At 49.4% G+C, this 13,786-nt stretch carries 12 protein-coding genes and 1 pseudogene; 10 read left to right on the top strand and 3 right to left on the bottom strand.

From position 1 onward, the window contains the following. The first annotated feature begins 135 nt into the window (after nucleotides 1-135). The 7 genes from PGL02S_RS17940 (at nucleotide 136) to PGL02S_RS17915 (ending at nucleotide 8,440) form a co-directional block, all read left to right on the top strand. Nucleotides 136-1,293 carry a response regulator gene (locus PGL02S_RS17940; protein ID WP_006212290.1) on the top strand — a complete coding sequence of 386 codons (1,158 nt, stop codon included), beginning with the start codon at nucleotides 136-138 and terminating at the stop codon, nucleotides 1,291-1,293. A 166-nt stretch (nucleotides 1,294-1,459) separates the two neighbouring features. After that, nucleotides 1,460-1,945, top strand: coding sequence for a hypothetical protein (locus tag PGL02S_RS17935; protein WP_006212289.1), 486 nt, complete (start codon nucleotides 1,460-1,462; stop codon nucleotides 1,943-1,945). Nucleotides 1,946-2,074: 129 nt separating this feature from the next. After that, entirely contained in the window at nucleotides 2,075-5,248 is a 3,174-nt protein-coding gene (locus PGL02S_RS17930; protein WP_051449187.1) for an ATP-binding protein, read from the top strand. Between the two features lie 104 nt (nucleotides 5,249-5,352). Next, the gene (locus PGL02S_RS17925; protein ID WP_036639751.1) at nucleotides 5,353-6,276 is read left to right on the top strand and encodes an AEC family transporter; all 924 of its coding nucleotides are present in this window, start codon (nucleotides 5,353-5,355) and stop codon (nucleotides 6,274-6,276) included. A 141-nt stretch (nucleotides 6,277-6,417) separates the two neighbouring features. After that, entirely contained in the window at nucleotides 6,418-6,585 is a 168-nt protein-coding gene (locus tag PGL02S_RS28245) for a hypothetical protein (RefSeq protein ID WP_006212284.1), read from the top strand. Between the two features lie 335 nt (nucleotides 6,586-6,920). Continuing rightward, nucleotides 6,921-7,367 carry an Rrf2 family transcriptional regulator gene (locus PGL02S_RS17920; RefSeq protein ID WP_036639749.1) on the top strand — a complete coding sequence of 149 codons (447 nt, stop codon included), beginning with the start codon at nucleotides 6,921-6,923 and terminating at the stop codon, nucleotides 7,365-7,367. 218 nt (nucleotides 7,368-7,585) lie between these two features. Then, nucleotides 7,586-8,440: a VOC family protein gene (locus PGL02S_RS17915; protein WP_006212282.1), complete on the top strand. Its 855-nt coding sequence runs from the start codon at nucleotides 7,586-7,588 to the stop codon at nucleotides 8,438-8,440. A gap of 28 nt (nucleotides 8,441-8,468) precedes the next feature. Here the strand turns inward: PGL02S_RS17915 and PGL02S_RS17910 are convergent, their stop codons facing one another. Both PGL02S_RS17910 and PGL02S_RS17905 read right to left on the bottom strand, forming a co-directional pair. After that, nucleotides 8,469-8,657: a hypothetical protein gene (locus tag PGL02S_RS17910; protein ID WP_006212281.1), complete on the bottom strand. Its 189-nt coding sequence runs from the start codon at nucleotides 8,655-8,657 to the stop codon at nucleotides 8,469-8,471. A 49-nt stretch (nucleotides 8,658-8,706) separates the two neighbouring features. Then, nucleotides 8,707-9,222: a hypothetical protein gene (locus tag PGL02S_RS17905; protein ID WP_006212280.1), complete on the bottom strand. Its 516-nt coding sequence runs from the start codon at nucleotides 9,220-9,222 to the stop codon at nucleotides 8,707-8,709. 186 nt (nucleotides 9,223-9,408) lie between these two features. On the opposite strand from PGL02S_RS17905, the gene PGL02S_RS17900 reads away from it, so the two are divergent. Both PGL02S_RS17900 and PGL02S_RS17895 read left to right on the top strand, forming a co-directional pair. Next, nucleotides 9,409-10,017, top strand: coding sequence for a winged helix-turn-helix domain-containing protein (locus PGL02S_RS17900; RefSeq protein ID WP_173937136.1), 609 nt, complete (start codon nucleotides 9,409-9,411; stop codon nucleotides 10,015-10,017). 27 nt (nucleotides 10,018-10,044) lie between these two features. Continuing rightward, nucleotides 10,045-10,851, top strand: coding sequence for an MBL fold metallo-hydrolase (locus tag PGL02S_RS17895; protein WP_006212278.1), 807 nt, complete (start codon nucleotides 10,045-10,047; stop codon nucleotides 10,849-10,851). A 102-nt stretch (nucleotides 10,852-10,953) separates the two neighbouring features. Here PGL02S_RS17895 and PGL02S_RS17890 read toward each other — a convergent pair. Continuing rightward, a pseudogene (locus tag PGL02S_RS17890) lies at nucleotides 10,954-13,530 on the bottom strand (rhamnogalacturonan lyase). Between PGL02S_RS17890 and PGL02S_RS28535 the strand changes: the two are divergent. Further along, nucleotides 13,511-13,756: a hypothetical protein gene (locus PGL02S_RS28535; protein WP_160164033.1), complete on the top strand. Its 246-nt coding sequence runs from the start codon at nucleotides 13,511-13,513 to the stop codon at nucleotides 13,754-13,756. The pseudogene PGL02S_RS17890 and the gene PGL02S_RS28535 overlap by 20 nt on opposite strands. Nucleotides 13,757-13,786: the final 30 nt, after the last annotated feature.

Here is a 13,786-nt window from a genome sequence, read left to right as displayed (position 1 = left end):
CTTGGAATTATAAGTTTTTCAAGAGAAAAAATAATGAGTATATTGTCATAATTGCGATATCGATTGTTGCAACAATGCGCAGGAATCAATATAGTTAAATATGACCGTATTTTTCCAATCCAAGGAGTAATATGAATGAAGGTAATTCTCGTAGATGACGAACCGTTGGCCTTGAAGTATTTAGAACGGCAGCTGTTAAAACTGGATACCATTTCTATAGATGTAATAGGCGCGTACACGAATCCCTTTGAAGGGAGAAAAGAAATTCTATCACGTGATGTGGATATCGTTTTTTTGGATATCAGCTTACCCGAATTAAACGGAATTGAGCTGGCCGAGCAGCTTCTGGAACAAAAGCCCCATCTGTGCATTGTTTTTGTGACGGGTTATCACGAGTATGCCGTTACTGCATTTGAATTGAATGCGGTCGATTACATTGTGAAACCCGTGCAGATCGACAGAGTGGCCAAAACGATGGAGCGCTTGCGAAGCCGCATTGCTGCAAGGCCGGAAGAGGTTATGGAGCCCAACCGCAAAATTCGGATGACAATGTTTCGTCAAGTGATGGTCGAGCAGCCGAATGATCCAGGGCAATTTGCCATGCTCCATTGGCGGACAACCCGGGCCCAGGAGATATTCATCTATATGCTGCAGCATAGGGGGCAGCTTGTTCGAAAGTCGGCATTGATCGATATGCTGTGGCCGGAGTTTGATATGGACAAGGCATATCCGCAGCTGTATACCGCCATTTATCACATCCGAAAGACCCTGGAGCCTTACGACACTAGGTTTCAGATTACCAACACGACGGAAGGCTACGTGCTGAATATAGAGGACGTACAGCTGGACATCGAGGAATGGGAGAACTGGTTCTCGTCAAACCCTTCCGTGTCGGCCGCTTCGATTGATCGGCATATTGAAATGATGAAGCTGTACACAGGCGATTACCTGCAGGAATATGATTATTGGTGGGCAGAGGGGGAACGGCAGCGCTTGAAGGAGTTATGGCTTACTTCTTCTTTATGCATGGCGGACTGGTATGTGGAGCAGGAGCGTATGGATGAGGCCATATTGTGTTACTCCTCGATCCAGAGGCAGCATCCCATGGAGGAGAAGGCCTATTTTTCACTCATGAAATTATATGTGATGCAGGATAATCCGGCACAAGTGCACCGACAATTCGCTCTTCTGTCTCAATTATTAAGGGATGAGATGGGTGAGGAGCCGAGTCCTTACATAAAAAAGTGGTACGACGAATGGAACCACGGAGCTCATACTGAGAGCCTGAACTAGAATAACACTTATATTGCGCGTAATCACCGGATATGCATTCGGTGATTTTTTTTATATTGTTCGAAGAAGGAAGACCTGCATTCTGGTGCCCTGTTCAGAAATTGTAGAGGATGGCCGCCTATACTCTGGAGAGAATCATAAGAATCAGGAGGTACATCATTCGGTTATGAAATTTATTCGGAGATTTAAGGATTCTTCGCTGCATAAGGCTGTGGGGCTGGAGCTTGGATCGTTTCGGGAGCTTGAGCTGGATGCGGGGAAGGATGTCCAGTATTGCAGAGGCTTCTATGTTCATTTCAACACCAAGCTGATCGGCATCGTAGCGACAGACGAGGGGCCTGTATTCATATGTGACCAGGAGAAGTTTTTGCTGGATGAGCAAACACTTCATTTTTTATTGCAAAAAAATGCGGAGGTCAACACGTTTATTTTCATGTGGGAGGGCAAAGTGAAACTCCAAATCCCTTATCTGCGGTCGCTCGTTGAATACAACGGAAAATGGGTGGATGATTCGATATTCGATTTTTTCTCGTGGCTGTATGAGGCGTCGGGAAGGAAAAGATTTTATTCTTATTATAGGTTAAAACATGTTTCTGCCGCAGAATTATTTCCATACCGGCCGCTGCAGCGTGAAGGGAAGGCGGTTGTGTAAGGGGTGTGCCTGACAGTAGGTTAAGCTGAAACTTTGTCGAAATTCAAAGACAGCGGTCCTGTAACGATGTAAAATAATGGACAGATATGAATATAGGGTTCATTATTATAAGGTAAAGGACTGTTATGGTTGTCGACCCATTCCAACACTGAATCCAAACCGATCTCCGGCAGAAGATTGCTGGGGATTACTTTATTATTTATCGTGATATTACTCTTCATACGATTCGTATGGTTTAAGTTCATCATGGTACCCGAACAAGTCTCGTTCCAGCAGGGGGTGTTAGATCTGCGGGGGTGGCAGGCGGATGACCGAAATATGGTTGCTCTTAATGGGGAATGGATCTTTTATCCGAATCAATGGAGGGGCCCTGAACGGCTGCATCATCAAGGAGCACAGACGGCCTCCGATTCATGCTGCCTGCAGGTTCCCGGCCCTTGGAAGAGTTTGAACGAGAACGGAAGCGAGATCGGATACGGAACCTATCGTCTCAAGGTGCTCGTACCGAAACAGAGCGCAATTTATGGCATCTGGATCACGGATATCCGTACGGCCTATCGTTTGTACGTCAATGGCGATTTAGTGCACGAATTAGGCCATCCGTCTGATACGCCAGACACTCATGTCGCCAGGAATGTGCCTCATGTCGCAATCTTTCCACCGGGCATTGGAAATGAGCTGGATATCACCCTGGAAGTGAGCAATTATCAATATCCGGATTCCGGCGGAATCCGGCTGCCCATCAAATTTGGAACGGCTGAAGCGGTCATGAAGGGGAAAGCATTCTCGGAAAACATGCAGCTGCTGGTGTGCATCGTGTTACTGCTTCATGTCTTGTATGTGTTTATTTTGTATCTGATCGGCTATCGGAGCAAAGGCCTATACTATTTTGCCGGTCTCATTCTTGTCACTCTCCTTGCCACGCTGGTTGACGATGATAAGCTGCTTCTTGCCTGGCTTCCTGCCATTAATTTTGAATGGACGGTGAAGCTCAGGGTTATCAGTTATGTGGCGATTTCTCTATGCTTGATTCTGTGCACCAAGCATCTGCTTCAGCCCAGAATCAAGGAGGTCTTTTATCGGGTCTACGTGATTCTGGCAGTTTCCTATGCAGTGGTTTATTTGATTCTGCCGTTTCATCTTATGGTGTATCTCACTAAATTTTTGTCCGTGGTATTAATAGGTGCCGTGTTGTTTCTGCCCTCAATGGCCAGAAAGGCGGTCAATGAGCGGACGGAGGCCGCGATATTCATATTGCTGTCGGCCGTTGCCGTGTCCTGCAATATTATGCTAAGCGGAATTCTTAGATTTTGGTATTTCAAAGAGCTTCCGTATTATCCGGTTGATCTGATCATCGCATTTCTCGGTTTCGCCTCCTTCTGGTTCATCCGCTTTACGAGAAACGCTGTCGTTCTGAAGGAACAGGCTGAGCGGCTGAAGCGTGCAGACAAGATGAAGGATGAATTTCTCGCGAATACGTCTCATGAACTGCGGAACCCGCTGCACGGCATGATTAATATCGCACAAACGCTGCTGGATCGGGATAAGAAACAAGAAGCACCAGCGAAAGAGGATCAAAGACAGCTTGAGCTGATAACCGGAATTGGCCGGCGGATGTCGCTGCTGCTGGATGATTTGCTGGATGTTTCATTGCTGAAGGACAACCGAATGCGGCTTAACATTCAGCCTGTTCATCTTCAGGGTGCAGCCCAGGGTGTGCTGGATATGCTCCGGCCGATGGCGGAAGGCAGACCCATCGAGTTGGTATGTAAGATCGCAGATGACTTTCCTAAGGTACGCGCTGACGAAAGCCGTTTGGTCCAGATTTTGTTTAATTTGATCCATAATGCGTTGAAGTACACCGAGCATGGCCGAATTGAGCTAGCTGCGGATGCGGATCAGGCAACCGCTCGCGTCCATGTTCGTGATACGGGGATCGGCATGGAGAAAGAGACGCTGGGACGTATATTCCACCCATATGAGCAGGGTGATTCCCGTTTGACTGCTGCAAGAGGCGGCTTGGGGCTTGGGCTGAGCATCTGTAAACAGCTGGTCGAGCTGCATGGAGGGAATCTTTCCGTGTCATCTGTTCCCGGACAGGGAACTTCATTTACGTTCACCTTGAAACTGAACGAGATTACGGCACAGGAGAAGCTGCAGACTCAGGAATTGATCGCAGCGGCCGCTTCATCCTCAACTTCATTACAAGAGACGGGGGCCGCATTTGATAAGATGGATGTGTCCGATAAGGAAAGGACCGAAGCGGTGGAGGTTAAGCCGTTTTCGGATCAAGACGTCTTCAGATTGCTCGTCGTAGATGATGATCCGGTTAACCTGAAGGTTATCCGTGGATTGCTCTCTGGCGAAGGGTATTGGATTACTGTCGTGACCCAGGCAGAGGAGGCCCTCCGATTACTGGAGCAGGCCGAGTGGGATCTGATCATTTCGGATGTGATGATGCCCCAGATGTCAGGATATGAGCTGTCCAGACGTATTCGGCAGAGATATATGCTCGCCGAGCTTCCGATCCTGCTGCTGACCGCCCGAAGCCAGCCCGAGGATATCCATATGGGGTTCATGTCCGGAGCCAACGATTATCTGATTAAGCCGGTGGATCATCTGGAACTAAAAACGAGGGTACGCGCACTGCTGGAACTGAAGCGGTCCATTCAGGAACGGCTGCATATGGAAGCGGCTTGGCTCCAGGCACAAATCCAGCCGCATTTTCTGCACAATACATTAAATTCGATCGCTTCATTAGGCGAGCTCGACCCTTCCCGGATGATTATGCTGATTGAGGAATTCAGCCATTATCTGAGAACAAGCTATGATGTCAGCAACTTGCAGCGACTTATACCGCTGGAGCAGGAACTGGGCCTGGTTCGTTCATATCTGTATATCGAGGGTGAACGGTATGGTAACCGGCTCCGCGTCCATTGGAATATTGCGGACGAAATTCCTGTTCAGGAATTGGAGCTGCCTCCATTGGCCATGCAGACGATTGTGGAGAATGCAGTTGTTCATGGAATATTGGTACGGGCTGAGGGGGGAACCGTGAGCATCAGCATTGCAAGTGAAGCGGAAATCGTGAAGATTATTATCGCGGATGATGGTGTCGGGATGGATGAGAAGCACCTCAGCCGCATGCTGGAGCAAGATCAGCGAAACCACAAACACCTCAAGGGAGTCGGCATGATCAACACAGACCGCCGCTTGAAGCAAATATACGGGCAAGGCTTGGAGATCAACAGCTCGCGGGGCAATGGAACCGTCGTTTCCTTTGTGATCAGGAGGCTTACATAATGAATACCTATTAGACCTATAGTCTTTGAATCTTGGACGAATGCTTTAGGGATGGGGTAGGATGTAGAGAACGTGATATTTTAATTTGTTTAAGGGTGAACTCCATGATCTCTTCTTTCTTAGCTACGATTTATAGCGTATTCCTGCCCATATCTCTGCCTGTCATCGGTGGAGCGCTGCTCAAACGCTTTAAGGGAATCGAAACCAAGGCGCTCTCGGCCTTGTCTTTGTATGTGTTAAGCCCGGCCCTCATCTTCGAGACGCTGGAGAAGGCTTCTATAACCTCGAACGAGGTCACGGTCACGGTTGCGTTTTGTCTTCTGAACGTGATGGTCCTGTGGGCACTCAGTGCCTTCGCTGGGAAAATGCTGGGTCTGTCCCAAACGGAAAAATCCGGGCTTGCCTTGACCACCATCTTCACCAACAGCGTGAATTATGGACTTCCGCTCGTGCTGCTGGCTTTCGGGCAGGCAGGGCTGGATAAAGCCTCCGTCTATGTCATTGTACAAATTATCATTATGAATACATTAGGCGTGTATCTGGCAGCAAGATCACATTTTTCGGCAGCCAAAGCGATCCGATCGGTATTCACGCTTCCCTCGGTCTACGCAGCGGCGCTCGCCGTGCTCTTCCGCGTGACGGATTTCCAGCTCCCGCAAGGGTTGGAAACCGGCGTATCCATGCTGTCCGCAGCTTATGCGCCACTGGCCCTTGTGATTCTGGGCGCTCAGATGGTAGGCGTACGGGAAGCTGGAACGTCTTTATCCGTCACAAGGCGCGGATTCTGGTCGGGGATGGCGATGCGAATGCTGATCGGCCCGTTAGTGGCTTGGGGCTTGCTCGCGATACTATCCATTAAGGGAACATTATTCTCGGTTATTCTGATTCTGTCCGCCATGCCTGCGGCGGTAAACGCCGTGATCCTTGCGGAAGAGTATGACGCCGCACCGAAGCTTGTATCCAGGTGCATCCTGTGGACCACACTGGCTTCCTTCATCGTGCTGCCTGCCATGATTGGCTTTCTTTAAATAACAAGGCCTGCTAAGGTACTATCAATTACTCCAGTCTCCCTTGCAGAATGGTTCAATCTCTTGATGAGTGTGTAAAGAGTAGTAAGCTTCAAGAGATTACCATCATCTGCACTACAGAATCGGATGGAGGTGGAGACTATGAGCAGGCAGCGCCAGGACCATGACGTGGAGATTGAGACTCGGAACATCGAGGAGCGCAGCGACTCCAGCAGGGTGGCTTCTACTTTAATCAAGTACGTTGCATATCTGATCATCTTTTTTGGTTTCTTGTATTTCCTTATCAAATACGTATTCCCGATGTTCTAAATCCAGCGGATCCTAAACGTGAAAAGCCTCTCTCAGCCATATGGGACTGACCCATAGCGTGAAAGAGGCTTTTTTTCATGAAGGGATGAGCTTTATTTCGCAGGCGGGATCATCAGATTCTCCAGTGTGGTCTCTTCATCAGACCAGTTGGCGAGCAGCTCCTGAATATATCGGATATCCGAATCGTAAAATTACATATGAGGGACCGTGTTCCTTGGATTGATATAGCGCACTTCGTGCTCTTGGCGGGGCTTGATCGTTGACTTTGCGGTGTAATGTAACTATGATGGTTACATGCTAGTTATTTGAAGATTAGGACCGTCAGGAGGGATCACATGAATATAAGCAGCCGATTTGCAGTGGCTATCCATATTCTTTCCGTGCTGGAGATGAATAAGGCTGGGATCAGCACCTCAGATTATATTGCAGAGAGTGTGAATACGAATCCGGTGGTCATACGGCGTATTGTCGGCATGCTGAGTAAAGCGGGCCTTGTTGAGGTTAAACCTGGAGTTGCAGGCGCGAAGCTGGCGAAGCATCCAGCCGAGATTACGCTTCTGGATATTTATCATGCTGTTCACGTCGTGCAGGAGGATTCCCTGTTCAGCATTCACGAGAATTCGGACGCGAAATGTCCTGTGGGCAAACATATACAAACGGCCATTGTACCGGTCTTCTCTGCCGCTCAGAAGGCGATGGAGAATACGCTGCATGAGGTGAGTTTGGAAGAGATCATCAGGAATATCTACGCTTCAGCTAATGGAACATTAAACGAAAATTAGTGATGATCAACGCTCTGTCCTAGTGTGGGAAGGGCGTTTTCTTTTTGTTAGCGGTAGTAGTGCAAATAGTTGAAATGTTAATTACTGTATTTGACAAAAGTCACGTCCTGTAACTATAATGATTACAAGTTAGATGTAACTGATTTGATTACAAGTTGTCCTTATAGAACAGATGAATATATTTTCTGGAATACAAACAACATTTAAGGAGTGAGAACATGACAGCCATACTACATCCATCCACAAATCTCGGACCGGTTTCTCTGCGCATCAGCAATCTGGCACAATCCGTACGCTTTTATACGGAGGTCGTTGGTTTGAAAATGCTTCGCCAACACGGCAGAGTGGCCGAGCTGACGGCGGACGGCAAGCAGCCGCTGCTGATTGTAGAGGAGGTTCAGGATCTGGTCAGACCCCAGACCCGAACGGCGGGTCTATACCATTTTGCAATTCTCGTTCCGGACCGGGAATCATTGGGGCTCGCACTTGCGAATTTAATTGCTCATAATATTCCGGTTGGTCAAGGCGACCATCTGGTCAGCGAAGCATTGTATATTAATGATCCCGATGGAAATGGCATCGAGATTTATGCCGACCGCCCGCAGGATACCTGGAAGCGGGATGCCAAGGGTGAATACGTGATGACCACCGATCCTGTCGATGTGGAGGGTCTGCTCGCTTTATCCAAGGATAAGGAATGGTATGGACTTCCGGAAGGCACCGTGATCGGGCATGTGCATTTCCATGTGTCCAGCCTGCAGGATGCACGGGCGTTTTATTGCGACGTGCTGGGTTTTGAGGTGACGGCCCATTACGGAGATGCTGCGCTGTTTATATCTGCTGGTGGATATCATCACCATATCGGACTGAATGTATGGGCTGGACGCGGTATTCCGAACACCCCGCGGAGCGCTGCGGGAATCGAGGATTATAGCATTGTGCTTCCAAGCCATGAGGAGCTTGAGGCCGTCACCGGGCGTATCCGTGAGGCCGGCTTGCAGCTGGAGCAGCGGGATGGCGTCTGGGCAGTCCAGGATCCATCGGATATCTGGATCCGATTGGTGGTTGCATAAGAATATAGCAGAAGAGCCCGACCTCTATTTAATGATAGGGTGGGCTCTTTCTTTTTATGAGATAGCTGCCTATGGAGTAACTCAGCATGATGATACCGGCAAGTCCTAGTATAAAATGTGCAATTAGAAAGGTATCGTCTTTCACCAAGCGGATCAACCAAGTTATGCCGAAAATCATCGTTAATCCGATCCCAGCAGACAGAATGAACCGTTTCACTAGAACTCACTCCTCTCTAATTCTTGTACACTATAGAGCCCCTTGCTAGTTACATCCGGTTTAATTCCCCCAGCGTACGAAGCATAAACTCGATCATGTTCTGGATATCCCCCATCTGTTCTTCGTTAATTTTGCGGGGAAAGCGAAGCTCAATGGTGTTGTGTAATTGAGGCGAATCGTTGCCGTAGGTGTAACTTATCGTTTGCACCGGACGAAGCTCGGGCTTCCATATCTCCTCCACGATCTGCGAAATGACCGGACATTCCCTGGAAACATCTGCGATATGTTTATAGAAGCGGAGCTTCAGCTCACAGCCAGGCTGTCCCTCCGAAATTTCCAAAATCTCAGTGGCAAGATCACGCAGTCCCGTCTCCAGAATAATCTCAGCCGAAGTCATGGGCTGCTGAACTAACTCGAATCGAAGGCTGAAGCTTCTGGACATAACGGCCATATCCAGCAGGTCTGCCCTGCCGATTACATGAATAACTTCATCCAGATTGTCAAGGTCATAGACGACATTCTCAATGCCAACCTTTAAATTATCAAATATATTGGGATCAAACATAAGGCACATCCTTCGAAAATCATAATGACATAAATACGATGAGGCTACTATATCACAATTCGGTCATAGAAGGGGAACATGCCGACTATAGGATAACAGGATTGACTGTGGATAGTTGACATGTTAGGATGATACACGACCAACAGTAAAATTAATTTTACCGGTAAAGTATAGAGAGGTGTTAAATTGGAAATTACGGGTGTCTATAAAATTAAAACCCATGAGCAGCTGAAGGCGATTGCCGATCCGCTCCGCACGAAAATACTGATGAAACTCGTAAAGGATGCCCATACGGGACAGCAATTGGCAGAGATGCTGGATATAACGCGAAACAATATTTATTTTCACTTGAAAGAGCTGGAGAAACACGGGGTTATTCAGATCGTCCGCAAGGAAGAGAAGAACGGGATCGTTCAGAAATATTATCGCGCTGTCGCGAGCCGTTTTATTCCGGAAGATCACTTGCTCCCCAGCCTCGATTTGGTGGAAACCTCGCGGCAGGTCTTTATGGAGACGCTGGATATTACCCGGACGAAGATTGAGCATGCACCGGCAGCTTCTTTTGCCTTGAGCAGCGCGAATGAGCATCACCGGAAAAATCTGGCCTCGACCTATCGTTTCCATGCTACACAGGAGAGCTTTCATGCTTTTATAGAGGAGTTCAAATTGCTTATGGACAAGCACTTCAGGATGGAGCCGCCCCCAGCAGGTGGGACATCTCTGACCGCAGAAGAGAAAAGTTATTATATGTCTTTGATTGTATTTCAGGATAATCGTAAGGACATAAACGGCTAAATAAAGCTGAATGAGGGGGACATACATATGGAGCATAAACCATATCAAGTCGTGATCGATGATGTCTGGTTTACCGTATCCAAGCTTGACGACACTACGTTTGTGATCAGTGAATACGGTCATTGGGAGAAGGTGCACTCGTTTTTGTTAATTGGCGACGAGCGGGCGGCATTGATTGATACGGGACTCGGCATCGACAACATGAAGCGGATGACGGATCAGCTGACGGATTTACCCATCATGGTACTGACCACGCATGTTCACGCGGACCATATCGGCAGTCACGGGCAATATGAAGATATTTATGTGCATGAGGCTGAGGAGGACTGGCTTGTCAGCGGTATTAAGAAGCTCTCTGTTGAACAGATTCGCAAGGATATATCACGCGATATCACAAGACCCGTACCGGCCTCCTTTGATCCCGCAGCGTACACCCCTTACCAAGGGCAGCCGACCGGTCTCCTCCGGGATGGAGATATCATCGAGCTTGGCGGGCGAAATCTAGTCATCTACCACACACCGGGTCATTCTCCCGGTCATATCGCATTGTTTGATCCGAGCCGGGGATATTTGTTCACGGGGGATTTGCTGTATGACGAGACGCCGGTCTACGCATTTTACCCTACGACAAGCCCGGAGGATCTGGTGAACTCGCTGGAGCGGATAGCGGATATCGACGGGGTGAAGCGGATTTACGGTGCGCATAATACGATCGGGCTGGACCCGGTCCTGCTGGACGAGGTTCGAGCAGCGGTGCAAGCACTGCGGAAGCAGGACCTGGTCCGATTTGGGACGGGAATTCACCGGTTTGACGGATTTTCGGTTCAATTCTAATACACGGTTTATAGGTTAAAGCCGTTAAAGCCGCCTGCACTGCCAATATAGAAATTGGAGTGGGGCGGCTTTATTAGGGTGTGATACTACTGAGGGATCATGCTACTTCCACAAGCCCATGAGGGCATGGGCTTGGTAAGACAGATTCAACCGTGCTTTATTCGATATCGTTCCCGGTTTCTTCATCTCCTCAAGCTGAGCAATAAATGTATTCATGAATTTGAGCGCTTGCCCCCTGGAGCCTTTGCTCATGTGAAACTTCGCCTGCTTCAGGGAATGGGTGAGCCGGGAGTGCAGCGGATTTGTCAGTTCGCCCGAGAGGGCATATTCGCTCACCCGGTTTTCCAGCAAATCCAGCATGCCCGGTGATTGATAGTAAGGAACGGGAACAGCTGAAAAGTCCGTATCGGATGCAAAATAAAAGCTGGTGTAAGAAGGCTGGTTATACGTTGTATTCTGCCGGGCAACCTCTACCCGGTACTGCGGAACATGCATTAACGTATAGAGTTTTCGGTCGGTGACCTCGGTACTCAGATAGATCCGAAGTGCGGAGCTGTCCGTAGTGCGCACCACCAGCTCTTCTCTCCAGTCTCCGAAGATATCGGCAACGAGCGCCGGATTTCCCTTCGTACCGTTATTGGTGCGTGTGCCTTCTGCGGTGAGCAGTGTTCCATGGCGCCAGCGCTCAATGGAAGGCGTCAGATCTGAATTTCCGTTAATGATCTGGGTTGTCATGTCGGCGGACCATTTGATGTTCATGTTTGTGCCCGGCATGGCGGTGGAAAGCTGCTTCCCGTCTGCAGTCCACGTCCCGACAGCTCAGGTTTCAAGTCCCCGCTGATCGGGATCGATATCCCCAATCATGCCGCGGCCGGTGTCTTTTCCGGTATAACCACCGTACAGCAGCTCGCCTGTTGCAGCGTCACGGAGGGAATAACCGTAAGGGGCATAAGTGCCGCCTTCATGAACCATGAAGATTTCGAGACCCGGTCGATCCGGATCGATATCGGTCACATGCATCGCATCCCCGTGCCCAAGGCGAGCCACCGTACCGGGATCTGCGTTCTGGGGCGGAAGCACGTCCATGGAGCTGTACAGCAGCGTGCCGTCATGGTCAATCGTTGCGGAGCCGTATACGATTTCCTGTTTGCCGTCTCCATCGACGTCGGCCGCACTCAGAGAGTGTGCCCCTTGCGTTGTCAACGTACCGAAGACGGCATCGGTTCCGTCCCGGCCATGCGGGCTGTCGTTGAAAGGATTGGTCATGGGCGTCCAGCCGCTGTCCACGTACCAATGCTCCTTTAAATGCTTCCCGTCCCATTGATAGGAGACCAGCGTGGATCGGGTGTAATATCCCCTAGCGAATACGGCATAGGGCTGTACTCCATCAAGATAAGCGACAGCAGCAAGGAAGCGGTCCACGCGATTCCCTGGCTCAATTCGGGCCATCGCATAATCGCCCCACATCAGACCGTCGTCATGTCTGCCGGGTTTGTAACGGATGGTTTCCAGCTCTTTGCCGGTTGCGCCTTCGAATACACTGAGATATTCCGGACCCTCCACGATAAACCCTTCGAAGGCCCGGAGATTATTGCGGGCGCTTCGCTGCGGCGCATAACGATCCATGAAATCATCGACCAGACTTTCGGCATCGGTGCGGGAGAGCGGATAGCTGTATTTTTTCTCCATCCCGAAGCTTTCTTCCAGTGTAGCCGGCCAATGGCCGCTTGCGACCTCTTCATGCTGATGCCAATTCATGAACAAACTCACCATATGCTCGTAATAGCCGTCTTTACTCAGCCGGTAATCGTCCTGATTGGAGTAACCAGCCTTCACATCCTCGGGCAGCAGCGTAATGTATCTCTGGGAGGTCATGTTGCCCGCAGGGTCATAGCGCAGAATTTTGGTGCCGGGTGCTGTCTTGAGCATCATTTCCGCTTTGCCGTCACCGTCAAAGTCGTAGACCATGAACTGCGTATAGTGTGCGCCTGAACGAATGTTTACACCGAGGTCGATCCGATACAGCAGGGTACCCTCCAGTGTGTAACAGTCAATGTAAGTGTTGCCGGTGTATCCTATCTGGGAAACGTCTTTGGAGTTGGAGGGGTCCCATTTGACAAAAAACTCATACTGCCCGTCGCCGTCGACATCCCCGATGCTGGCGTCATTCGCGGAATACGTATACGGCTCTCCGGCAGGCGTCATGCCAGCCGCCGGTTTCTGGAGCTTCAAGTCGTAGTAAGGGGAGGACCAGGGGGCAGAGTCTGCACTTTGATCCACTTCTTTGCCGTCGATAACGGCGGATACGTAATAGGTCGATGAACTTGTACCTGATGGGTCCAGATAGTTGGTGCTGTTCTCCACAACGGCAATTTTGGCGCCGTCCCGGTATACATGGAAGATCGGACCGGTCAGTCCTTTGCCGCTATAGCCGGTCACTTCATCAGCAAGCAAACGCCAGCTCAGGAAGATACCTTCCGATGTGGGGGCCGATACGATCCCCCTGTCCAAATATTCCAGCTGGATGCGGCTGGCTTTCGCATTTGCTTCCTGCGGACTGCCCTCCAGGTCATGTGATTCCGCCGCAAACAATGGGCTGCTACCGCCAATCATAAGCGGAATGATAAGGGCTGCTGCCAGCAGCTTGCGGTAAAAGCCGATGATTATTCCTTTCTTCATGTTCAGCCACCTTTCCATGGTTGGTGTGGATGCTGATATACAGCCATCCGTATGCGCTTTCATTTACGGGGTGTGGAAATCCTCCTTCCCTTATGGAATGGCAAGTTATTGGAAAATCACTTTCATTGTATGGAACATTGGGGATTGGCAACATACAAAAAACAGGCCATTTGATTTAAAAAACAGAGTTTATTTCCTTGTTGGATATAAAGGGGAATATCAATAAGTCCTGCAGCGAGGGGTGCAGAACTTATTG

It is taken from the genome of Paenibacillus glucanolyticus NBRC 15330, from assembly GCF_004000885.1.
In the GTDB taxonomy this organism is placed as follows: domain Bacteria; phylum Bacillota; class Bacilli; order Paenibacillales; family Paenibacillaceae; genus Paenibacillus_AQ; species Paenibacillus_AQ glucanolyticus.
Note: the sequence above shows the minus strand (reverse complement) of the source record. Positions and strands in the feature narration are given on the sequence as shown.

Excerpts from the sequence above, each read along its gene's own strand:
- PGL02S_RS17895 (WP_006212278.1), top strand. The coding sequence starts at position 10,045 with ATGGAGCATAAACCATATCAAGTCGTGATCGATGATGTCTGGTTTACC.
- PGL02S_RS17905 (WP_006212280.1), bottom strand. The coding sequence starts at position 9,222 with ATGTTTGATCCCAATATATTTGATAATTTAAAGGTTGGCATTGAGAAT.
- PGL02S_RS17920 (WP_036639749.1), top strand. The coding sequence starts at position 6,921 with ATGAATATAAGCAGCCGATTTGCAGTGGCTATCCATATTCTTTCCGTG.
- PGL02S_RS17925 (WP_036639751.1), top strand. The coding sequence starts at position 5,353 with ATGATCTCTTCTTTCTTAGCTACGATTTATAGCGTATTCCTGCCCATA.
- PGL02S_RS28245 (WP_006212284.1), top strand. The coding sequence starts at position 6,418 with ATGAGCAGGCAGCGCCAGGACCATGACGTGGAGATTGAGACTCGGAAC.
- PGL02S_RS17915 (WP_006212282.1), top strand. The coding sequence starts at position 7,586 with ATGACAGCCATACTACATCCATCCACAAATCTCGGACCGGTTTCTCTG.
- PGL02S_RS17935 (WP_006212289.1), top strand. The coding sequence starts at position 1,460 with ATGAAATTTATTCGGAGATTTAAGGATTCTTCGCTGCATAAGGCTGTG.
- PGL02S_RS28535 (WP_160164033.1), top strand. The coding sequence starts at position 13,511 with ATGATTATTCCTTTCTTCATGTTCAGCCACCTTTCCATGGTTGGTGTG.
- PGL02S_RS17940 (WP_006212290.1), top strand. The coding sequence starts at position 136 with ATGAAGGTAATTCTCGTAGATGACGAACCGTTGGCCTTGAAGTATTTA.